Origin of the sequence: Methylacidiphilum caldifontis, from assembly GCF_017310505.1 — a bacterium.
GTDB classification, from domain to species: Bacteria; Verrucomicrobiota; Verrucomicrobiia; order Methylacidiphilales; family Methylacidiphilaceae; genus Methylacidiphilum; species Methylacidiphilum caldifontis.
In genome coordinates, this window is record NZ_CP065957.1 from 1,610,382 (window position 1) to 1,632,897 (window position 22,516).

Genomic DNA, 22,516 nt, shown 5'->3' on the forward strand with positions numbered 1-22,516 from the left:
TTATCTAAACCATAAAATTTCAGCCGACTCTACGGGAAGAAAAGCTTCAGGATGATAAGGCCTGATCCGAGGTGTGAAATCTTCTGCAGGACGTTGAGTAGTTACGGTTAATTTATAAACAAATCCATTTAAAGCACCCACAAGGGGTTCTGCCCTTTCCATAATATTACAAAATTGGGGATGTTGGCCACTTTCATCAGCATAAAGTTCGACAGCTACCCAGTCTGGCTGAATTTCATCAAGGTAGACCTGAACGCTGAATTGGATCTGGCCTTCAGATTGGATATAATTGAAATTTCCAAAATGGAGTGAACTCCAATGCGTGGTAATTTTATTTTTCCAATTCTCAAGTTCTCGAGCAAGATATCCAGCTTTTGATTTTCTCTTCTCAATGGCATAGCAGAGGGGAATATAATAAATGTTTGCATATTCTCTGACCATGCGATTGGCGGAAAAATAGGGGGTCAGTCGGGATACACTTTCTCTGATTTTATTGACCCATTTTCTAGGAATACCCCTTTCATCTCTTTCATAAAAAGCAGGAATCACTTCATTTTCCAAAAGGTTGTAAAGTTGCTCAGCTTCATAAGCATCCCAAGCGGGATCAGCATCATGTTCTTTTCCATCTCCAAGAGCCCATCCCAAATCAGCCGAGTAGGCTTCAGCCCACCACCCATCAAGCTCAGAGATGTTCAGTCCTCCGTTTACAACCACTTTCATCCCACTTGTTCCGCTAGCTTCCCATGGTCTTCTGGGATTATTGATCCAGAGATCTATGCCTTGGACGAGATCCAAGGCAAGTCTCATGTCGTAATCTTCAACAAATACCACACGGTTATGCAGTTCCTTCCTTGAAACAAAGGCGGTCCATTCCCTAATCATCGCTTTGCCTATCTGGTCTTGAGGATGAGCTTTGCCTGCTACCACCAGTTGCACAGGCCTGTGAGGATCGGTCAGAATCCTTGCTAGCCTTTCTTTATCATGGAGAAGCAGAGTAGGTCTTTTATAGGATGCAAATCTTCTTGCAAAGCCGATAGTTAGAACATTCGGGTCAAACAAGCAGTTGCACTCTGACATGTCACTGGGATGCCTTCCCATCATGGCACAGTGACAGCGAATTCTTTTCCTGAGGGCTAAGATAAGATTCAAACGATTTTTTTTCCTCCATTCTAAAAGAGTACAGTCACTTGCAGAACGGAATTTTTCTTCAAGTTTTTCGGTAGGCTGTCTCCAGCGATCCTTGCCACATATACTGCCCCACAACTCATCGGTTTCTTGTGAATGCCAAGTGGGGACATGAACTCCATTTGTTACCGATCCAATGGGTATTTGCCCTACAGGCCAGCGAGGAAATAAGCCTCGAAAAATATTTTGACTGACTTTCTCATGAAGTTTGCTTACTCCATTGGTTGCTGCTGATCCCCTTAGGGCAAGATAAGCCATATTGAAAGGTTCTTCTTTACTCCTATATTGTTGGCCTAAGGCTAAAAGATCATCGGCAGATATTTTAACGTCTTGGCAAAAATCAGCAAAATATTTAAGGAACAAAGGGGGACTAAATCGATCAAATCCGGCTTCAACAGGGGTATGAGTAGTAAAAAGATTGCCTGCGCGGGTTAGCCAGAGTGCTGTCCAGAAAGAGTCTAAAGACATCTCTTGCATGCAACTCTTGGCTCTTTCTAGAATAGCGAATGCAGCATGACCTTCATTAAGATGGCAGATATTGCATTTTATACCCAACTTGGAAAGAAGTTTCCACCCCCCTATGCCTAAGGCAATTTCTTGCAAAATACGCATTTCATTATCCCCTCCATACAGGGTACCAGTTATCGTTCTATCCGATGGGATATTTGCAGGATCATTGCTATCAAGCAGATAAAGAAACACTCTGCCCACAATGACGTACCAGGGGCGTAAGGTGAGAACTCTTCCGGGCAACTGCACTTCTACGGAAAACCATTCTCCTGATTCATTTCTTAGTGGGAAAACGGGTAAGAGCGCAGGATCATTGTAGGGATAAAATTCAATTTGCTCACCCTTGGAATCAATAAGTTGACGAAAATAACCTTGTTGATAAAGAAGTCCAATACCGACAACCGGAAGACCAAGATCACTCGCAGCTTTCAAATAATCTCCGGCAAGGATTCCTAATCCTCCAGAATAGATGGGCAGTTCTTCGCCAAGTCCAAACTCCATGCTGAAATAAGCAATATTATCTTTAAAATGGGGAAAATTTTCTTCAAACCAGGTTTTATGTTCAAAATATTTCTTTCTTTCTTCTAACTGACATTTAAATAGGCTTTGGAATTCAGAATCTTGACTGAGATCTGTCATTTTCTCTTTAGATAAACTTTCAAGGATGAACCAGGGATTACTTGTTGCGTCCCAAAGCTTGGGATCTATTTTTCGCCAAAGCCTTCTTGATCCTGAAACAGTATGCCATAACATGTCTGAGGCAAGATCTTCTAAGCCTTTTAACTCTTCGGGAATTTCAGGAAAAAGGTAGCGTTGGGATATCATGGGCGATCTCCTTTTTTTGATTGCTATCCAAGAGAATCAGGAAAGAAAACATTGAAAAATTATGGTTTAGAATTTTACTATAAGCCACTTAATATAAAAACTTAAGAGAAACTTTAATGTTGCGAATTTTTTGAATAAGAGAACAGCAAAAATTATATGGAATTTTTAGGAAAAACAAACGTTACCCTCAAATACAAGGACAAAAAAAAATTTCTTTTATTGTTCCTTTCTCATAAGGCCCTCTTTTTTTCCCTCTTTTCTTTTCTTGTATTGTTTTTTTTAATTAAAGACAAATTTCATAAGATAGAAAGTCATTGGGAATTCTTCGTGGGATTGATCTGGTTTTTTAGCCTTGTTTTGTCCAATGCGTTTGTATCTGTCAAACATGCAGAAAAACTCGCACACCATTTTGGAGAACCCTATGGATCATTGATTCTAACCATTGCTGCCACTGCCATTGAATTTTCCTCTATTTGGGATGTCATGTCTACAAATGTGAAAAATTTAACTTTTCCACGTGATACCGTTTATTCGATCATAATGATTGTCTTGGGAGGAGTGGTGGGTATAACCCTGCTTGTTGGAGGCATCTATCATAAGGAACAGAAAATCAATCTGGAAGGATCAAAAGCTTTTCTTAGCGTTATTGTTCCAATGGCCGTTTTAATTTTGATTCTTCCTAATTTTACCCGTTCTAGTCCTGGGCCCACATTTTCAAAATTTCAAACCTTTTTCTATATCTTTGCTTGCCTTTTCCTTTATCTGATTTTTCTGGTTGTCCAAACGGTAAGTCATAGAAAATATTTTCTTTTGGATGATCTTGATGCCCTTAAAGAAGAAAGCAGAAAAGAAAAAAAGTTCGCTTTATATCATGGGATAATGCTTATTGTTTCGCTTCTAGGTGTGGTTTTTTTTGCTGAAAAATTATCTTTTTCTATCAATTATGCTATAGAAAATTTTAAAACTCCAAAAGTTGTTGGTGGCTTTATTGTCGCTTCGCTTGTGTTGCTTCCTGAATCCATGACAGCCATTAAAGCTGCTATTCATAACAGCCTTCAAAAATCGATGAATATCCTTTTAGGCTCGGTATGCGCGACCATCGGATTAACCCTTCCCTTGCTTCTGAGCATAGGTTTGTTAAACAACAGTTCAATAATACTGGGTCTTGGACAAGTAGAAGCTACCTTGCTGCTGTTGACTCTTCTTCTTTGTCAGATCACTTTCTCTGGAACAAAAACAAATATATTGCAGGGTGCAGCCCATCTCCTGCTCTTTTTATCATATTTTATTATGATGTTTGATTGAGTCTTAAAGAAAATTATTCTTCAGAGAATGCTAGCAGGGAATCTAGTCTCAATGAGTCGAATGATTTTGTGATTCTATTTCTTTTCTCAATAGATGAGCGGCCTCAACCATATTTTTCAGAGAGGGTATGACTTCTTCATAACTGCGAGTTTTAAGACCACAATCAGGATTTACCCATAAAGATTCCTTTGGGAAAACAGAAAGGGCTTTTCTCAGGATAGCAAGTATTTCTTCAGTGGTTGGGATCCTTGGAGAATGGATGTCCCAAACCCCCAGACCGATATCATTAGGATATCTGAACCGTACAAAAGAATCAATCAGTTCAAGGTTTGATCGAGAAGCTTCAAGGGATATGACATCGGCATCGAGTTTCGCAATGGCTTCAATAATGTCCCCAAATTCAGAGTAACACATATGCGTATGAATCTGGGTGGAATCTTCGACACAGCAGGAAGCGATGCGGAAGCATTCAATAGCCCACTGCAAGTAGTCATTCCAATCGATCTTACGCAAAGGCAACCCTTCTCTTAAAGCGGGTTCGTCGATCTGAATCACTCCCAGGCCATTTTGTTCAAGCTCCTTGACTTCATCCCTGATTGCCAAAGCGATCTGTTTTGCAGTTGTTTTTCTGGGCTGGTCGTCTCGTACAAAGCTCCATTGCAAAATGGTCACAGGTCCTGTAAGCATTCCTTTCATGGGTTTTGTTGTAATCGATTGGGCAAACTTGGACCATTTTATGGTCATCGGCATCTGCCTTGAAACATCCCCATAGATAATAGGAGGTTTAACACAGCGGGAACCATAACTTTGGACCCAACCATTTTCGGTGATGAGAAAACCTTTTAGCTTTTCACCGAAATATTCAACCATATCCGATCTCTCAAATTCACCATGGACTAAGACATCCAGGCCTATCTCTTCTTGCAATTGAACAACTTTCCTGATCTCTTCTTGAATGAACTGATCGTATTGTTCTTCTGCAATATGTCCAAGCCGATACTGAGAGCGTATTTTTCTTACTTCTGCCGTCTGAGGAAAAGAGCCAATAGTTGTAGTGGGAAAAAGTGGAAGACCAAGTTTTTTGGCTTGAAGTTCTTTTCTTTGTCGATAAGGACTTTTTCTAGAAAGATCTGTTTCTTTTAAGGCTGCTAGCCTTTCTTTAACAGATGGATCATGAATTAATCCACTTGTCTTTCTTTGTTCTATAGCTTTTTGGTTTTCTTTATATTGATCGTCATTCTGGTAATTTTCTCTCAAGGCAAGAGTGGCGAGTGTGCTCAGTTCTTCTATTTTTTCATCAGCAAAGGCAAGCCAATTCCTGATCTCTGCGTTTATCTTTTTTTCTTCCTTCAAAGATACAGGAACAAAGTGTAAAGAGCAGGAAGGGGCTAGCCAAAGAAGTTCAGCTGGAATGAACTCTAGAGTATGATGAATAATTTTGAGGGATTGCGAAAAATCATTTTTCCAAACATTTCTTCCATCGATGATTCCCAGGGAAAGAACCTTGTTTTTATCCCAACTTTGAAGCAAACCCTGGAGTTCATGACCGGCACGGGTGCAATCGTAATGGAGACCATCAATAGGAATAGAGCACACTATTTCTCTATTTTCTTTTAGGGCACCAAAATAAGTCGCCAAAAGAATTTTGAGTGAAGGGGCTGCCAGTTTGAGTCGTGGATAGATTTCATAAAAGGCTTTCTGCCATTCCGAAGAAATATCTAGAGTCAAAATGGGCTCATCAAGCTCAACCCAATCCGCTCCCAAACTATAAAATTCTTTCAGAATTTCTTCATAGATGGGAATGATTTTTGCGATCAGTTCATCATTCTTGATTGAAGGATCTTTTTTCTTGCCCAGGAAAAGAAATGAGATAGGCCCTAAAAGTATGGGTTTGGAGAGATAGCCAAGAAACTTTGCCTGTTTAAATTCTTCAAAAGGTTTTGTTGAAGATAAAGAAAAATGCTGATCTTTCTCAAATTCAGGAACGATGTAGTGGTAATTCGTATCGAACCACTTGGTCATTTCCATGGGATGAGGAAGAAGAGAAGGATCCTGGCCTTGCCGAGATTTTTCCATACCCCTAGCCATGGTAAAAAGAAGATCCAAGGAGACAGGGCCGTTACTCTTAAAGCGCTTTGGAACAGCACCGACAAGACATAAAGTATCTAGAACATGGTCATAGAAGCTGAAATCATTTGATGAAATAATGGATAATTGGGCCTTATGCTGCTTTTCCCAAGATTCTTTTTTGATGGATTCTGCTGTTTGTATAAGTTCGTGAAGCGAGCTTTTCCCTTTCCAATAAGACTCTAAAGCAAACTTAAGTTGCCGGCGAGAGCCAATTCGGGGATAACCTAGGATATGAGTATGAAGGCGATTATTGGAATTTGTCATAGATACTATCCGTTAAAATTAAGATAATTGAATGAAAAATATGAGGATAACCACCTTGTTTGTAAAGTACTGTATCGGAATTTTTTAAATATATTATTTTACCCTTTTGAGAAATCCTGTCATTTTAATTGAGAACGTGACATTGTTTCAGATTAAAAGTTTATTGTCTTCTTATCATCTTTCACCGAAAAAGAAATGGGGTCAGAATTTTCTTATTGATCAAAACTTGGCCAAATTGATCGTCAAGGAAACTCTTCAAGGATTGTCTTTACCAAAAGAAGTCTATGAAATTGGTCCTGGCCTAGGATCTTTGACTGAGTTCTTTTTGCAGGAAGATGTTTTTCTAAAAGCTATTGAAATAGACAGGGGCTTTTGTAAGGTCCTGTTCGATAGATATGGTGCTAACCATCGGTTTGAACTTATTGAAGCTAATGTTCTCGATTATCTTTTCCCACAGATTAAAAATGATAAAATCCTGGTAGGTAATCTGCCTTATAACATATCCAGTCTTTTGTTGGCCAAGCTTGCCCTTCTTTCTGAACCTTTTCCCAGAATGGTCTTCACGGTACAACATGAAGTTGCTTTAAGGCTAATGGCAAAAATAAAAACCAAAGATTTTGGAGCGTTATCTGTTCTTATGCAGAATTTTTTTAATATTCGAAGGATTAGAAAAATTCCCAAAGAAGTGTTTTATCCCGCTCCTAGAGTAGAATCAGCCATTCTCTTTCTTGAACCTAAAGATACGGCTTTAACCATGACTGAGCCCGACAAGTATGCCTTTTATGCTTTTGTAAGAAAATGTTTTTCTCAGCGAAGGAAAAAATTAGCCAAGAATATAGGCCTTTCTTTAGAAGAAAGACCAGAGGAAATTCCTCCTGGAGATTGGGTGATTCTATGGAAGGAATTAAAAAAATCCCGTATAGAGAAAAAAGTGGGTAGCTGTATAAACTAAACTTTATTTCCGTATTATTTTGTTTTCATATTAAAAGCACAAAACAAATATGCACAGGTTTTTTTATGAACGAAGATAAACCAGAAAAAAAAGATAATCCCCAGAAGAGAAAAGCGGTAGCAGCCGAAAATATTTATTTTTTTATTATCATGTTTTTGATCGGCCTACTTTTTGTATTCTTGATCTTTTCGGTAATAAACAAAAAAAGTTATATGTAAAAAAAACTTTTTATTTTGCTTAAATGACATTAACATAATGTCATGTCATCAAAAGAAGATCCAGCCAATCGTCGAAAGAAAACGATCTCTTCGGGAGATATTTATTTCTTTATTATAATGTTTGCAATAGGCCTTTTGTTTCTATTTCTTGCTTTTTCGGTTATCAGCAAAAGTACTGTCCATGTTCATGGATAAAAACTTCAAAGATAGTTTCTGGAGGCCTTAAACAAGAGATCTTTTGTGCTTTTTTTAAAGGGTAAAAGTCTCTTATAATATTTTTCCAATGGATCTGGCTGCATCGGTAGACATAGGCTCACATAGTTTTCATTTGCTCGTCGTTCAAGTGGAAAACGAATCGATCCGACCAATCGACAAAATTAGAGATCCCGTTTCTCTTGCAGCAGGTTTAGATGAGAACAGGTATCTAAGCCAAGAATCCATATCAAGAGCTGTAGATACTCTGCGTCGATTCGGAGAAAGGATAAGATTGATTCCTCCTCATCGAGTTAGAGCGGTGGGTACAAATACCCTTCGCATAGCAAAAAATAGAGAAGAATTTATCAAATGTGCAGAACCAGCCTTAGGTCATCAAATCGATATCATCTCTGGCCATGAAGAAGCTCGTCTTATCTATCTTGGGGTTGCTCATTGCATGGAAGATGATGCTCAAAAAAGGCTAGTTGTAGACATTGGGGGAGGGAGTACTGAACTTATATTAGGAGAAGGATTTTCAGCTCGTCGAGTAGAAAGTCTTTATATCGGGTGTGTGAGCTTATCTAAAGCTTTTTTCCCCGACGGATTCATTACCCCTTCTCGATTGAGAAATGCTGAAATTATGGCTTTACAAGAATTAGAACCGATAGCAAACACTTTCAAGAAACATGGTTGGCAGAGGACGATTGGATCCAGTGGTACGATTTTAGCTATTCAAGAAGCTGTACTGGCTGAGGGTTGGTCGAAGAGTGGTATTAGTGCTTTATCGTTGAAAAAATTAAGAAAACATCTTTTAGCTGCAGGCAGCCTAGAGCAGCTTTCACTTAAAGGAGTGGACTCTGACAGAAAGCAAGTTTTACTGGGTGGATTTGCTATCCTTTCAGCAATTTTTGAGTCTCTTTCTCTGGAGGTGATGGAAGTTTCGTCGGGTGCTCTTAGGGAAGGGGTAATCTATGATTTGTTGGGCAGGCTTTACCAAAAAGATATTAGGGAGAAAACGGTAAAAGAGCTCATGAACCGCTTCCAGGTTGATAAAGCTCAAGCAGAAAGGGTTCGTGCTGTGAGCTGCAGTCTTTATGAAAAAGTTAAAAAAGACTGGAAAATAGAAGGGGATTTTCAAAGAAGAATGATTATTTGGGCTTCACTCCTTCATGAAATAGGTCTGTTTGTTTCTTATAGTCAATATCACAAACATGGACAATACCTTTTAAATCACCTGGATATGCCAGGTTTTTCTCTTAGAGATCAACAATGGCTTTCTTTGCTTGTACGCTGCCATAGAAGAAAGTTTCCGCTTTCAGAGCTTCAATTGTTAAGGCCCGAAGATCGAGAGGCGCTAAGAAAGCTTGGAGTTTTATTAAGACTGGCTGTCTTGCTTAATAGAGTTCGCAGTGATGATGAAATCCCTCAGATAGATATAAAAGTGAACTCTAACCTCATTAAGCTGACATTTCCAGAAGGGTGGCTTCAAAACCACCCGCTGACTACAGCTGATTTAGCCACCGAAGCAAATTATTTGATCGGTGCGGGTTTTTTCTTGCAATATAGCTGACTTTTTTGGCTCAGTACCCTCCTTCATACCAACTTTTCCCGTCTTTAGCTATAAGCACTTGCGCCGATTCTGGTCCCCAGCTTCCAGCTGGATAATTAGGAAAATCAATCGGAGGAGTGTTCTCCCAGAATTCAAGAATAGGATCAACAATAGACCAAGCCGCTTGTGCCTGGTCAGCGCGCATGAATAAAGTTCCATCACCAATAATAACATCCCTCAGAAGGGTTTCGTAAGCTTCAGGAGAACCTTTCTTGAACGCCTCTTGGTACTTAAATTGAAGATTGACTGGGCTTAAACGAATAACGGGGCCGGGAATTTTTGCATGGAATACCAATGAGATACTCTCCTCGGGTTGGATATTCAGGATCATTCTGTTAGGTAACCATTGGTCAAGAGCCCGAGCTGGGAATGCTTGATGAGGAATGGGCTTTAAAGTGACGACTATTTGGGTAACCCTTTTGGCTAGCCTTTTACCGGTCCTCAAATAAAAAGGAACATTCTGCCAGCGCCAGTTATCAATAAAAAGCTTGATAGCGGCAAAAGTTTCAGTGGAAGAATCGGATTTAACCCCTGGTTCTTCCCTATAAGCGACGACTTCTTTACCTTTTATCCATCCCCTGCCGTATTGTCCCCGTACAGCAATCTGGTGGACCTCGTCCGGAATGATTTTTCTTACGGCATGAAGAACGTCTACTTTTTTATTGCGGATTTCATCAGAATCAAAGGAAACCGGGGGTTCCATCGCTATAAGGCAAAGAAGTTGGAGCATATGATTTTGCACCATATCCCGAAGGGCTCCAGCATGCTCATAGTACTCTCCTCGAAGTTCTACCCCGACTTCTTCGGCTACCGTAATTTGGACATGGTCGATGTAGCGACTATCCCAGATCGGTTCCCACCAAGCGTTAGCAAATCGCAGGGCAAGAATATTCTGGACGGTTTCTTTTCCAAGATAATGATCGATCCTAAAAATTTGAGATTCTTTAAACACTCTTCCAAGGCATTGGTCAAGCTCATTGGCGGACTTAAGATCATGGCCATAAGGCTTTTCAACAACAATTCGAGAATCTCCAGGAGCCAGAAATAACTGAGCGATGCCTATCTGGGAAACAACCGTTTTTATTAAGCTGGGAGAGACGGCTAGATAAAAAATCCAGTTAGGTTTTGTTTCCCACTTTGTTCCAATCTGTTCAAGGGTATGTTTTAATGATTCATAGAAAGCTGCTTCAGATAAATCGGCAATGAGATAAGATTCTATTTTTTCAGAAAAACATGACCACAGAGAACTATCATATTGGGGAGCAAACGTTTCAACTCCATTTCGAATATGTTCCCGATATTCTTCTAGGTTCATCGATTTCCTGTCTGCAGCGACTATGGCAAAATTCTCTGGAAGCCAATTTGATCTATACAAACTATAGAGTGCCGGGAAAAGCTTTCTCCAACTTAGATCTCCTGCTCCACCAAAAATGATGAAAATGGTCGCTGCGTTTTGATGGGATTTTTCATTGGTTAGGGTCGTTGTCATATTCTTAAATACCCAAAATTATTAAATAAGACACAGGGTTCGTTGTAGATTAGAGAAAAAACAACACTTATATGAACCCTCTTTAAAGATATAAAGTTGCAAAAAAAAACATCTTTGGTTTTTCTTTTAGGGTATCTTTTTAAGAACAACGGGTTTGCCAAATACTTTATGGTTCGGATCGATGAGTTCATCTCCTCGGATGATCAACTGAGCAAAAACTTTATCCGCTGTTCCGATTATAATTTTATTGTCCACAACTTTGTATTGTGCTTCCCATTCATCCTTTTCTTGGGGATTTGTAGCTGTTTTGGAACGACGTTCTCCCTTAACTTTACCCTCCTTGCTTAGGTAAAGAGTGATACAGGTCAGAGATCCATTTTCTTCATTCCAACATCCCGTATATTTGCCTTCAGGACTTGGAGATGAGGGTTGTCGAGAACAGTTAGCCGAAAAGAAAAGAGTCGTAGTCAATAAGGTCAAGGCTAAAAGAAGATGTTTCATATGATATTTCTATTTTGAATTTTTAAGCCTTTTATAAAAAATAGTTCCTGTAAAAGAGAGAAGAAAGTATTTCTTTTTTGTCTTCTCTTCTGTAGAAAAGTCCAGTAAAAAGAATAAATCACTCCATTATGCTTCGCATTTATTAGTCTTTCTTCTAATGGATAAGATTAACAATCTATAGAAGAACTCCACACTCCTTCTCCGCAGATTGAGGGCATATTTTTAGCAATTCTTCCTGAGTTTTCATTTCCTTCTTTTGATTCTAAACTTCTTTTGAAGCGCTGCTCAATACCCAATGAATGACGAAAAAGGACAATAATATGGACAATCAGAATTTCGTTAATGCTGAAAAAAAGGATGTTTCTCATCCTGTTCATCCCTCCTCTGTAGAAAGTGCGCAGGGAGAGCATCACAACCAAAACCATCATGAGGATTTGCCCTGGTACAGGAAGTACCTGTTTTCTACCGATCACAAGGTTATCGGTATACAGTACATGATTACTTCCTTGATCGTGGCGTTCTTTGGTTTTGGCCTAATGATTGTTATGAGATGGCAGCTTTCTTATCCAGGAAAGCCGATTCCTTTTTTTGGAAAAATTCTGGAAAATATCTTTGGAAATGAGATGTTTGCGGGTGGGGTAATGACCCCTCAAGGCTACAACTCTTTTGGAGCTATCCATGGAACAGTGATGATATTTATGGCTCTTGTTCCCGCTCTTTTTGCTGGGTTTGGAAATTTTGTTGTCCCTTTACAGTTAGGTGCTCCAGACATGGCTTTTCCTCGGCTCAACATGGCTAGTTTTTGGTGTTTTTTTGTAGGGGTAGTGATTATCATGGTGAGTTTTTTTGTTCCTGGAGGAGCAGCGAAATCGGGTTGGACTTCCTATCCTCCTCTTGCTGACTTGGCTGATTCCGGGCCGCATTTTCATCTTCTTTTTAACGGGCAAACCCTGTGGCTTTTAGGTATGGCTTTTAATATAACGGGTTCCTTGCTTGGAGTAATCAATATGATTACTACGATTTTTCAATTAAGGGTTCCCGGCTTAAGTTGGATGAGACTTCCTTTTTTCATTTGGGCTGAGTTGGTCACCGCTTTTCTCATGCTACTGGCTTTTCCTCCGCTGGAAGCAGCAGCGATCATGCAATTAATGGATAGGTTGGCGGGGACAAGTTTCTTTTCTCCAGACGGGTTAATCGTCAATGGACAACATGCCCATTATAGTGGGGGAGGATCTCCTTTATTATGGCAACATCTTTTCTGGTTTTTAGGTCATCCCGAAGTTTATGTTCAGATTTTACCTACAATGGGTATTGTTGCCGAAATTCTCGCTAATAATACTCGAAAACCCCTCTGGAGTTACAAGATCCTTGTCTACTCGGTTTTGACAATTGGTTTTGTGGGCATGATTGTCTGGGCCCATCACATGTATATGACGGGAATGGGACAAGCCATAAGCGCATTTTTTCAACTATTCACGACCATTATTTCCATCCCCTCTGTTCTCATTGGCACTGTTTTCCTCATGTCTCTTTGGGGAGCATCCATTCGGTTTAATCTGCCTATGTTGTTTGCCTTAGCCTGGCTTCCTTTGTTTGGCATCGGGGGGTTGACAGGCATTCCTTTAGGTTGGTCTACTTCGGATATGGTTTTGCATGACACTTATTATGTCATTGGTCATTTCCATTATATGATGGCTCCAACTTCAATTATGGCTCTATTTGCAGGAATATATTACTGGTATCCAAAGGCAACAGGTAGAGAGATGAATGTTTTATTGGGCAAACTTCATTTTTGGCCTACTTTTATAACCTTCAATGGAGTTTTTATCCCCATGTTGATTCAAGGTTTTGCAGGTGTGCATAGAAGATGGTATGATGGCGGTCAGGGATGGGAGATGGCCCAAGGAGTGTTGTGGCTTAATCATGTTATGTCCATTTCAGCATGGTTGCTCGCTATTGCCCAGATTCCGTTCATTATCAATTTCTTCTGGAGCCTGTTTTATGGAAAGAAGGTTCAATCGGACAATCCTTGGCAGGGAACAACTCTGGAATGGGCGACACCGACGCCTCCAGGACATGGAAATTTTCTGCAACCTCTTACCGTTTATAGAGGACCCTACGAGTATAGTGTTCCAGGGGCAGATAAAGATTATTCTCCTCAATGGGAACCCGATGTTAGGCCAAAAGTTCCCCAAGCTAAAGTAGAAAAAGTCTAAGCAGTATAACCGAGGAAAGCCACCAAGAGTTCAATCAGATTATTCAATACATGAGGAAAGTGAAAAATGTACAGGATACTGGTATATATTGCGTTGATATCATGAGAGGCAAAAGGTAAATAAGTTTAGGCATAATTCTAAACTCTATTTTTTTTGGCTCCTTGATGAAAGAAAGCTTGAAGTGAGTTGTTCTTTTTATCTAGCCTTTTCCCAATGAATTAGTCTTGTTTTTTCTTTTCGTCTTCGCATGGATTTAAACCCTAAAGCACACAACGAGTTGGTTTTTTACTGAATTGTTTTTGCAGAAAACGATACAGAAAAAAATTAAGTGGCATAGACTAAGTAATACAGTCCTTAGACGTTTATGAGCTGTCCAGGGGGAGGGATGACGAGGTTAATGTGTGGACTTTCTTCTTCTATTTTTTGCTTGAACCATTCGAGGGCAGTAGGATCCCCATGGACAAGAATACAAGTTCGGGGTTCCAGAAGTTGAATATAGGATAAAATGTCTTCCCTTTGGGCATGACTGGTAAGATCAAAATGATCTACTTCACAGAGGACAGGTTGAGGTTTGCTTGAGCTGTTGAGTACCACAAGATTTCCTCGCGGTGTAGCTAATAGTTGGCCAGCTGGGGACTCAGGGTCACAATAACCGACAAAAAATATGGAGTTTTTTTCGTTGGGTAGGAATTTTTGAGCTAAAATGTTAGAAATGGTATTTTCGTTCATCATTCCTGAAGTAACCAGATAAAGCTCTCCTTTGACGGGTTGGATTTTATGGGTTTTTTTCCCATTGACGACAATTGGTGCAATGGTATCCAGTATTTTGAAACCCGGGTATCTTCTTAATGATCTTGAAGAAAGCCTATCATATATTTCAGAAAAACTTCTACTTAACCCTCCAATGTAAATGGGACACTTTCTTAGTCTTCCCTTTTGTTGTTCAAAGAAAAGAGTAGTGATAATTTCTTGAGTTTTACCAAGTGCAAAAATAGGAATAAGGACTGATCCCCCTCTGTCGAAAGTATTTTCTATGCGATCGATAAGCCGTTGAATTTCAGTCTGCCTGGTTATACCCTTTTCCATCTCTTGAGCTCCTCGAGTCGACTCGATGATAAGCACATCTATACCATCTTGAGGGAAATCGGCTGGAAGCATAAGGGTTTGTTCCTTGAAACTCACATCTCCGGTATAAAAAATCCTCCTGCCTCGGTGGAATATACGTACACCTACGGCACCAAGGATATGACCGCTAGGGTAAAACCTAAAGGTAAGGGGTTCATGCTTGGGATTAGGATAACCATTTAATGACCATTCTTTATTGATATGACAAATTTGCCATCGCTCGGTCCCATGATCGATTTCCTTGTGAGTATATAGGGGATATTCAGGGATTTGAAGAGCAAGCCTTTGTTTAAGCATAACTTCGACCGAATTGTGAAGTAGGGGAAGGGTCAAGTGATAGGTGGGCTCGCTTAAAAAAACTTTTAGATTGGGATATTTTCTGAGGAATAAGGGTAGAGCTCCAGTATGGTCATGATGTGCATGGCTTATGATGAGGCAATCGACGGGATAATCTTCCAGGCTTTGAAAGTGAGGGGTAGCGAGTTCACCTTCAATTTTTGGATGAAGCCCAGCATCAAGAACTAAGTGGCCGTCGTCACCAAAATCTAAAAAATATGAATTAGCACCTATTTCTATGGAACGTGTTAAATTTATAAATTTCACTAAACTAAGCAAAAAGGCTGAATCAATTCTATTTTTGTGGTATTAACTTTGTAATTAATGTATTTCTGATCATAAATCAAGAGAAAATCAGTTCTACTTATAAAGTTTGATTGTCAGGGTAGTTGGAAAATGAAAGCTGTATTGTTAACCAGTCCTTCAGCCTTAGAAGCGAAGCCATTGAAGATAGCCAGTGTTGGCGATCCTCATCCCATGGATGACGAAGTGTTGGTTAAAATTGAAGCCTGTGGGGTCTGCCGATCTAATCTTCATATGATTGAAGGCGATTGGATGGAAAGAGGCATACCTGCAAAACTTCCTATTATTCCCGGACATGAAATTGTAGGTAGGGTGGTAGAAATAGGAAACCGGGTTAGCCATTTTAGGAAAGGAGATCGAGTAGGGCTTCAACCTCTCTGGTCTACATGTGGTAGATGCTCCTATTGTTGGACGGGAAAAGAGGAATTGTGTCAGCTAAAGGAAATCACCGGGGAAACAGTTGATGGCGGTTATGCAGAGTATGTAATTGGCAAAGAAGATCATTTATACCTTGTTCCTGAAGCAATTCCTGCCGTAGAAGCTGCTCCCTTATTCTGTCCAGGAATTACCGCTTATCATGCCATAAAAAAGGCAGGAGATATAATGGGTAAACGTGTAGCCATTTTTGGTATTGGAGGGGTTGGTCATATGGCTCTGCAGTTTGCTCGCATTGCGGGAGCCACAACCATTGCTATCTCTAGAAATCCAGAGCACTTGAGAGTGGCAAAGGATTTAGGAGCTGATGAGTGTATAAATGGAAATGATAAAAGCTCTTTGGAAAAATTAAAAAAAGAACAAGCGATTGATTGTGGGATTGTTTTTGCCCCTTCCAGTGCAGTGGCACAATTGGCTATGTCTTTAGTCAAAGCTGGTGGAAAGGTTATTGTGGGGGTTCAGGTTGAGTTGGGAAGCTTTTCTTTTGTCGAGGAAAAAGTGGTATTAGGGACAGTGATTGGTCCTAGAGAAGAAATGAAAGAAGTCCTGCAACTAGCGGCAGAGGGGAAAATCAAGCCAATATGTCAAGGCTTTTCTCTTGAGGATGCCCCTGAAGCTTTGATGAAGCTAAAGAAAGGGGAAATCGTCATGCGGGCTGTTCTTGTAGTATAACCCTGCTTGATCTGAGTGTTAGTAAAATTTTTTCAAGATATGTGTCATCTCCCAGCTATTTTTTTGCAGCATAGGGTTTTTTATCTCGATAAAGTTCTTGGTATTCCTTAAGAATTTTTCAAGATCTTCGGGAAGGGGGGAAAAGAATTGCTGTTTATTTCCCTTCCAAAAGAAAGAAAGGGTGGCAGCATGTAAAGCATGTCGGGGTAGGAGCAATACTTTTCTCATTTCTTCTGTCCAACCCCATTTTGTGAATTCTAGAAAAAATAAAGGGTTAGGTCCATAGAGTTTATCTCCTACCAGAGGATGTTTGATTGTGGAAAGATGGACCCTAATCTGATGAAGCTTTCCCGTAATCGGTTTTATCCATAACAAACTATATCCTCCTCCATACCCGATGGGATAAACTTCTGATATGGAGTTAGCCCCATGAGCAACTATTCCTTGACGAATAACGATTGAATTTCCATTCGATCCGCCCATGTAGCCGATAGGAGCTTCTATTTTCAAGAAATCAACCTTGAGCTCACCCCAGCAGATCGCTAGGTATCCCTTTTGAATAAGCCTTTTTTCCATCTGCCGTCCAAAATAAGAGGCAACAGCCTCATTTTTAGCTACGAGTAAAAGTCCACTTGTTTCACGGTCTAATCTATGGATGAGTCTGAAGGAGACATGGGGATGCTGATTTTGCAACCATTCCAAGATACTTGGATTTTTCTTTTTGTATGTGGGATGGGAAAGGAAAAAGGGGGGTTTGTCTAGGATGAGAAAATCCTCATTTTCAAATATGATCCGTGGGGGATAGGAAGGCTCATAAAAATTCATAAAAAAACTCAAGCTATTGTTTAATATATCTTTCTTTGCGTCAATAAAGAGAAAGGATGGATGAGACTTCCATTCCTATTTAGAGAATAGAAATGTTTAACCAAATTTTTATTGATCAGATAAACTTTTTAAGCAGATCGAAGGTATTCAGGATTAAATATTATTAAACATTGGCCAAGAATGATATTCTGGGCTAGCTAAATACCCATGGGTCTGTTCAGAGTTCTAGACCTGAAGCAATACCTCTCTTTAGATAGAGTTGGAGTTCTTATGACAACTACGGAAGAAGCTTACTCAACTATCTCGGCATTTTCTATTAAGTTAAACCCGTCTTTACTGACTACTTTGCCTTTGACAGTAATAGTTTGTTGAGCTTTAGAAACCAATTGCTGGTTTATGGGCTTGTGTTCTCCTACAATCAAGTAGAGTTTTCCATCTTCTCCCTTTAATCCCACAGGCAATCCAGAACCGATACAGGTTTTTGCACACTTTAAATGTTTTTCTCCTTCGGCCCCATGATCAATATAACAAACCATATCTAGTACTTTTCCTTTGATAACGGTCTTCTCTTCCTGTGCATAGGTAGAAAAGAAAGGATTGAAGGATACCAAAAGTGAGCAAATAAGGGAAAAAGCAATTTTTTTCATACTGTATAAAGCATAATATAATGCAGTGTAATTGACAATAATGTATGCAGAAAAATTCAACTGTATGATCCAGTCAATCCCTTATATAAGAATAGGGGTTTGATCATTTTTTCATAAAAATTTTTTTTATGTGCAATCGTGTTAGAGGGTAGTCAAATTTCACATTCCAACAAAGATTTTCCTATAGATCCGCCAATATGAATGAAGAAATAACAAGGAGGAGTGAAAAAGGAAAAGAATGTGTCGATACATTCAGATGTATCAAAGAAGAGGCACAAGATCGGCTGGAAGAGATCCCATGTTGATGAAGTGATCTTGGTTTTAGAAATATATTTGGTCCTGAGGGAAACTTGAAATAAATCAAGAAACATTGTTTGAAAAGCGCGCGTGGCTTGGTTCAGGCTTTAGCTATGGAAATAGCGCTGAAATCTTATAACGATATGATAGATGTTGCCTTACAATCTCTATGATCCAATATCGCTGTAATAAGAATTTCTTTTGAGCGCTGACTTATTCATTTTTCATCTCCAAGTTTATAGTAGAAGAGCTAGATCTCTTTCGAAGCTTGGTATTTTCAGCGAGGAGCTTGCCCAATTCACTTTATTGAGATTTCTACAGCTCATTTTGCCTTAAAGCTCCATGGATGATTTCTTTGGCATGGATTAGATCTGAGAGGCTGGGCTAAGCAGTAAACGTCCCTTTAAGAGGAGCAATCTTCGGGGATAATACACCCGGCAAGCAAAAAGGCCATTACCTGACCATGCGTTAGCAAAGGATAAGAACCATTGACATCCTCCCCGGCCTGAAGGCCGGAGATTCCTACGGCGCTCAGGGGTGGCATGGCGCCTCTCCTGGGTCGCTTCGGTGGGTTCCTGCTTCCGACCGCCAGCGCGGTTCGATCCACAGGCCATCCGGGCTGACGGCTTGCGCCATCCCGCTGCAAGCGTGCAGCGTGCCCTGCCCTTCGTCCCGCAACATTTGCATCCCACAAGAGAGGATGTTGATTGCACCGACCACATCGGCGTTGTCCTCGAAACCACATTCCACACACGCAAACCAGGCCTGCGTCTGGCGGTTGTCCGCCGAAACGTGTCCGCAGCACGGGCAGGCGCGGCTCGTATTCTGCGGCGGCACGGTGATCAGCCGGCCGCCCCGCCATGCCAGCTTGTAGTCCAGTTGGCGACCGAACTCGAACCAACCTTGATCCAGGATCGACTTGTTCAGGCCGGACATGGCCCGAACGTTTCGGCCTGGAGCCTCGACAGTGCCCGCCGCCGACCCGGACATGTTCCGTACCTGCAAGTCCTCGACGAAGACTACAGCGTGGTTTTTGCTGATCGCTGTCGAGGTCTTATGCAGGTAGTCGCGGCGGACATTGGCGATGCGTGCGTGGATGCGCCCAACTCTTGCTTTTGCCTTCCTCCAGTTGTTGCTGAATCTGACCCTGCGGCTCAATGACTGCTGCGCCTTGCCCAAGCGTTGCTCATGCCGCCTGAAGCTGTGGAGCGGGGCGTAGAACGTGCCATCCGAGAGCGTAGCGAAGCGGGCGATCCCCATGTCGATGCCAACCGTACCTCCTTGCGGGACGATCTGCTCCACCTCCCGCTCGGCCTGGATGCTCACGTACCACTTACCGCATGACTGGCTTACGGTGACGTTCTTGACTACACCGAGCAGCTCCCGGCTGTTGCGGTAGCGCAGCCAACCGAGCTTGGGCAGAAAGATGCGGTTGTTGTGCTGCTCCAGCTTGATCTGCTTCGGGTCGGGATAGCGGAAGCTATCCGACATGCCTTTCTTCCTGAAGCGTGGGAAACCAGCCCACTTGGCAAAGAAGTTGGCGTAGGCTCGCTCCAGGTCTTTGAGGGATTGTTGCAAGGGATGCACCGGAGCGTCCTTGAGCCATGCCGTTTCCGCGCTGTTGCGCCACTCGGTGAGCAGCTTGCACAACCCAGCGTAGCCAAGTTTTTTCTCGCCTCGCTCGTGGCGCTCCTTCTGCAACGCCAGCGCCCTGTTGTAAACGAACCGGCATGAGCCAGCGAAGCGGCACATTTGCCGCTCTTGCTGGCCGTTTGGCATCAATTCGTACTTGAAGGCTTGGCGGATAAGCATGGAAACATTATACTTAGCCTATGGCGCAAAATCAAGATATAAGACATGGACGGCACTGTGTCTTCAAGATGCACCTCCATTTGGTCTTCGTGACGAAATACCGCCGCAAAGTGTTCGACGACGACGCCATCAACCGGCTGCGCACGATCTTCGCCAAGGTCTGTGCCGACTTTGAGGCGCAACTCGTCGAAATGGACGGCGAGGACGATCACGTCCATCTGCTCGTGGAATATCCGCCCAAGGTCGCCGTCTCCAACCTCATGAACAGTCTCAAGGGCGTATCCAGCCGGCTGCTGCGCAAGGAGCGGCCCGACATTCAGAGCTGGTACTGGCGCGGTGTGCTGTGGTCGCCGTCGTACTTCGCCTCATCCTGCGGGGGCGCGCCGATTTCCATCGTGCGCCAGTACACCAGAGCAGCTGCAGACGCCACACTGGAACCAAGGACGGCTACGCCCTCCGCGCTATCCTTCCCCGCCCCAAGCGGCGGGGCAAGCCCGCGCACTTGGTCATTCATTGAAAAGGAATAACCGTTGCACTGGGGATAGGGAAAAGTTCATTGCAGTCAGAGATCATTCAAAAAAAATTATAATTTAATCACGATTACCACCTCAAGTAAGCAGAACGAGTATTCTTCATTTTCCCTTATTCAATGGTTTCAATGGGTGCAGAGGGAATAGAAAGAAGAAACATTTTTCCATAAGATCTAGAGAGTATTCTTGAATCGAGAATAGCTATAATTCCCCTATCTTCTTTACTTCTAATTAATCTACCTACTCCTTGCCTGAATTTTAAAACGGCTTCGGGAAGGGAGTAATGAAAAAAAGGATTAAAACCCAATTTTTCTAATTGTTCACTTTTAGCTTGGACTTGAGGATGATCTGGAGAAGAGAAGGGCAGTTTCGTGATAATCACATTTCTTAAAGACTCTCCAGGGACATCGATACCTTGCCAGAAACTATCCATTCCAAACAGTACGGCATGCCTAGCTTCTTTGAAAAGATTCAAAAGCCTGTGGCGAGATATTTTTCCATCTTGAACAAAAAGAGGATAACCTGCTTCGGTGAGCTTTTGACTGAGCACATTCACCATATTTGACAAGGTTTTGCGGTTTGTAAAAAGGACAAGAGCAGATCCTCCAGTTTGTCTTACTAATCTCTCTATCCAATAAGCAAGAGCTTGTTCATAGGGAGAGGTTTGCGAAGGATCAGGCATATTTTTAGGAATAACAATTTTCATCTGCTTGCCGTAATCAAAAGGCGACTGCAGGGAAAGAGAACGGCTATAGAGACCAACATGCTGCTGAAAATAGGAAAAACTATTTGCAACTTGTAAGGTAGCACTAGTCATGATTACCGAAATCTCTTTTTCGTAAAGCAAGGATTGAAGAAGAGGTCCTACATCCAAGGGCGTGGCCAGAAGCTGAACATTCCCATTAAGACTGGGAGGATCAGTAATTTCTATCCAATAAACATGATCTGGAATTTTCATTTCAAAAAAGTCAAGAAGAGCGCGCTTTTCAAGCGAAATTTTTTCGATACAGTTTTCTATCTCCTCTTTGATCTCTTTTTCTTGGACGTTTATGATTTCTGAAGATATTTCTTTTACAAGATTGTCTAAGGTTTCGGGCAGAGGGTTGGGTAGGGGCAAAGGGTTAATAATTCTTTGTTCCAAAACAGAATGTTGAATAGGGATTTCAGCAATGGACTGGAAAAACAAGCGAAGCTGTTCATAAGCTATTATATTTTTTTCTATCAGGTGTTTGTTTTTTAGGAAAAGAAGTAGTCCTTTGTGGGTAATCGGATTAAATAGGCGGAAAAGAAGGTTCTGCAACCGGTACTTAGAAACAGAAAATCCAAGCTGGCTTGAAGCTATTTTTTCAAGAGTGTGGGCCTCGTCAAAGACCACAAAACTTTCACCAAAAGGAGTTCCAATTTCTTTTTGAAACTCGGGATCAACATTTCTTCCAAGAAGAGAAAAATAAAAGGCATGGTTAACTATGGTCAAGTCCGACTGACTACTTTTCTCTCTAAATCTTTGGTAAAAACAACGGGGGTTATGTGCACAGCTTTTGCAGTTACATAATCCAGGTTCTGAACATATTTGACTCCAGAGCTGCAACGAAGGAAGAGGATCAAGTTCTTCAATGTCTCCCGTTTTGGTTCTTAGTGACCAATTGTATACATTCAGGATGTCCGTTGTTTCATGAGAGGGGAAAAGGTCCGAGCCATGTCGCATCACTTTCTCAAGCCTTTTGGGACAGATGTAGTTTTGACGTCCCTTAAGGAGCACGACAGAGAAGTCCTTGGCTAACATTTTTTTTAATAGAGGAATATCCTTGTGAAGGAGTTGATCCTGCAAGTTAAGAGTGTGAGTCGAAATGACGCCTCTTTGTGAAAAATTCTTACAGTAAAAGAGGGAAGAAACCAGATAAGCTAAGCTTTTGCCAGTACCTGTTGGTGCTTCAATAACCAGGTGTTGTTTTTTTTCAAGGCTACTGTAAATCTCTTCTGCCATTTGTTTTTGTTGAGGCCGATATTCATAGTGAGCTGCTTGAGACAAGGGACCAGCGGGAGAAAAAAAAGAAGAGATTAAAGAAGCTCCATCTTGCTTTCTTGGGTCATTAAATTTGCCGTTGGATAGGCTATTTTGACCATCGCTAGACATG

At 41.3% G+C, this 22,516-nt stretch carries 15 protein-coding genes and 1 pseudogene; 6 read left to right on the forward strand and 10 right to left on the reverse strand.

Annotation, left to right across the window (positions count from 1 at the left end; genetic code table 11):
- Positions 1-2,520 (reverse strand): alpha-glucan family phosphorylase, encoded by a 2,520-nt coding sequence (glgP, locus tag IT6_RS07495; RefSeq protein ID WP_206825855.1) that lies wholly within the window; start codon positions 2,518-2,520, stop codon positions 1-3.
- A 156-nt stretch (positions 2,521-2,676) separates the two neighbouring features.
- Here glgP and IT6_RS07500 point away from each other — a divergent pair, with 156 nt between their 5' ends.
- The gene (locus IT6_RS07500) at positions 2,677-3,825 is read left to right on the forward strand and encodes a calcium:proton antiporter (protein ID WP_206825856.1); all 1,149 of its coding nucleotides are present in this window, start codon (positions 2,677-2,679) and stop codon (positions 3,823-3,825) included.
- A 48-nt stretch (positions 3,826-3,873) separates the two neighbouring features.
- Here the strand turns inward: IT6_RS07500 and metE are convergent, their stop codons facing one another.
- The gene (metE, locus tag IT6_RS07505) at positions 3,874-6,219 is read right to left on the reverse strand and encodes a 5-methyltetrahydropteroyltriglutamate--homocysteine S-methyltransferase (RefSeq protein ID WP_206825858.1); all 2,346 of its coding nucleotides are present in this window, start codon (positions 6,217-6,219) and stop codon (positions 3,874-3,876) included.
- Between the two features lie 136 nt (positions 6,220-6,355).
- On the opposite strand from metE, the gene rsmA reads away from it, so the two are divergent.
- Together rsmA and IT6_RS07515 are read left to right on the forward strand one after the other, a co-directional pair.
- Entirely contained in the window at positions 6,356-7,171 is an 816-nt protein-coding gene (gene rsmA, locus IT6_RS07510; protein WP_206825860.1) for a 16S rRNA (adenine(1518)-N(6)/adenine(1519)-N(6))-dimethyltransferase RsmA, read from the forward strand.
- 501 nt (positions 7,172-7,672) lie between these two features.
- Positions 7,673-9,154 (forward strand): Ppx/GppA phosphatase family protein, encoded by a 1,482-nt coding sequence (locus tag IT6_RS07515; RefSeq protein WP_134439039.1) that lies wholly within the window; start codon positions 7,673-7,675, stop codon positions 9,152-9,154.
- 10 nt (positions 9,155-9,164) lie between these two features.
- On the opposite strand, the gene zwf is transcribed toward IT6_RS07515, so the two are convergent.
- Together zwf and IT6_RS07525 are read right to left on the reverse strand one after the other, a co-directional pair.
- A complete protein-coding gene (gene zwf, locus IT6_RS07520) occupies positions 9,165-10,682 on the reverse strand; it encodes a glucose-6-phosphate dehydrogenase (RefSeq protein ID WP_206825861.1) in 1,518 nt (505 codons plus the stop codon).
- Between the two features lie 126 nt (positions 10,683-10,808).
- Positions 10,809-11,183, reverse strand: a complete 375-nt coding sequence (locus IT6_RS07525; protein WP_242524149.1) for a hypothetical protein — start codon at positions 11,181-11,183, stop codon at positions 10,809-10,811.
- Between the two features lie 320 nt (positions 11,184-11,503).
- Between IT6_RS07525 and IT6_RS07530 the strand changes: the two genes are divergently transcribed.
- Positions 11,504-13,399: a cytochrome c oxidase subunit I gene (locus IT6_RS07530; protein WP_134439037.1), complete on the forward strand. Its 1,896-nt coding sequence runs from the start codon at positions 11,504-11,506 to the stop codon at positions 13,397-13,399.
- Between the two features lie 354 nt (positions 13,400-13,753).
- On the opposite strand, the gene IT6_RS07535 is transcribed toward IT6_RS07530, so the two are convergent.
- Entirely contained in the window at positions 13,754-15,127 is a 1,374-nt protein-coding gene (locus tag IT6_RS07535) for an MBL fold metallo-hydrolase (RefSeq protein ID WP_134439059.1), read from the reverse strand.
- 129 nt (positions 15,128-15,256) lie between these two features.
- On the opposite strand from IT6_RS07535, the gene IT6_RS07540 reads away from it, so the two are divergent.
- Complete coding sequence (locus IT6_RS07540) at positions 15,257-16,270, forward strand: alcohol dehydrogenase catalytic domain-containing protein (protein ID WP_206825862.1); 1,014 nt, start codon at positions 15,257-15,259, stop codon at positions 16,268-16,270.
- Between the two features lie 18 nt (positions 16,271-16,288).
- Here IT6_RS07540 and IT6_RS07545 read toward each other — a convergent pair whose 3' ends face one another.
- The 4 genes from IT6_RS07545 to IT6_RS07560 all read right to left on the reverse strand — a co-directional run bounded on the left by IT6_RS07545 (position 16,289) and on the right by IT6_RS07560 (position 19,851).
- Entirely contained in the window at positions 16,289-17,095 is an 807-nt protein-coding gene (locus tag IT6_RS07545; RefSeq protein WP_134439035.1) for an RluA family pseudouridine synthase, read from the reverse strand.
- A gap of 290 nt (positions 17,096-17,385) precedes the next feature.
- Entirely contained in the window at positions 17,386-17,742 is a 357-nt protein-coding gene (locus IT6_RS07550) for a hypothetical protein (protein ID WP_134439034.1), read from the reverse strand.
- A gap of 700 nt (positions 17,743-18,442) precedes the next feature.
- A complete protein-coding gene (locus IT6_RS07555) occupies positions 18,443-18,583 on the reverse strand; it encodes a hypothetical protein (protein WP_206825864.1) in 141 nt (46 codons plus the stop codon).
- Positions 18,571-19,851 carry an RNA-guided endonuclease InsQ/TnpB family protein gene (locus IT6_RS07560; RefSeq protein WP_206825866.1) on the reverse strand — a complete coding sequence of 427 codons (1,281 nt, stop codon included), beginning with the start codon at positions 19,849-19,851 and terminating at the stop codon, positions 18,571-18,573. Before IT6_RS07560 ends, IT6_RS07555 begins: the two co-directional genes overlap by 13 nt.
- 20 nt (positions 19,852-19,871) lie before the next feature.
- Between IT6_RS07560 and tnpA the strand changes: the two are divergent.
- A pseudogene (gene tnpA / locus IT6_RS07565) lies at positions 19,872-20,283 on the forward strand (IS200/IS605 family transposase); the annotation flags it as partial.
- A gap of 210 nt (positions 20,284-20,493) precedes the next feature.
- On the opposite strand, the gene IT6_RS07570 reads toward tnpA, so the two are convergent.
- Entirely contained in the window at positions 20,494-22,515 is a 2,022-nt protein-coding gene (locus IT6_RS07570) for an ATP-dependent DNA helicase (RefSeq protein ID WP_206825868.1), read from the reverse strand.
- Position 22,516: the final 1 nt, after the last annotated feature.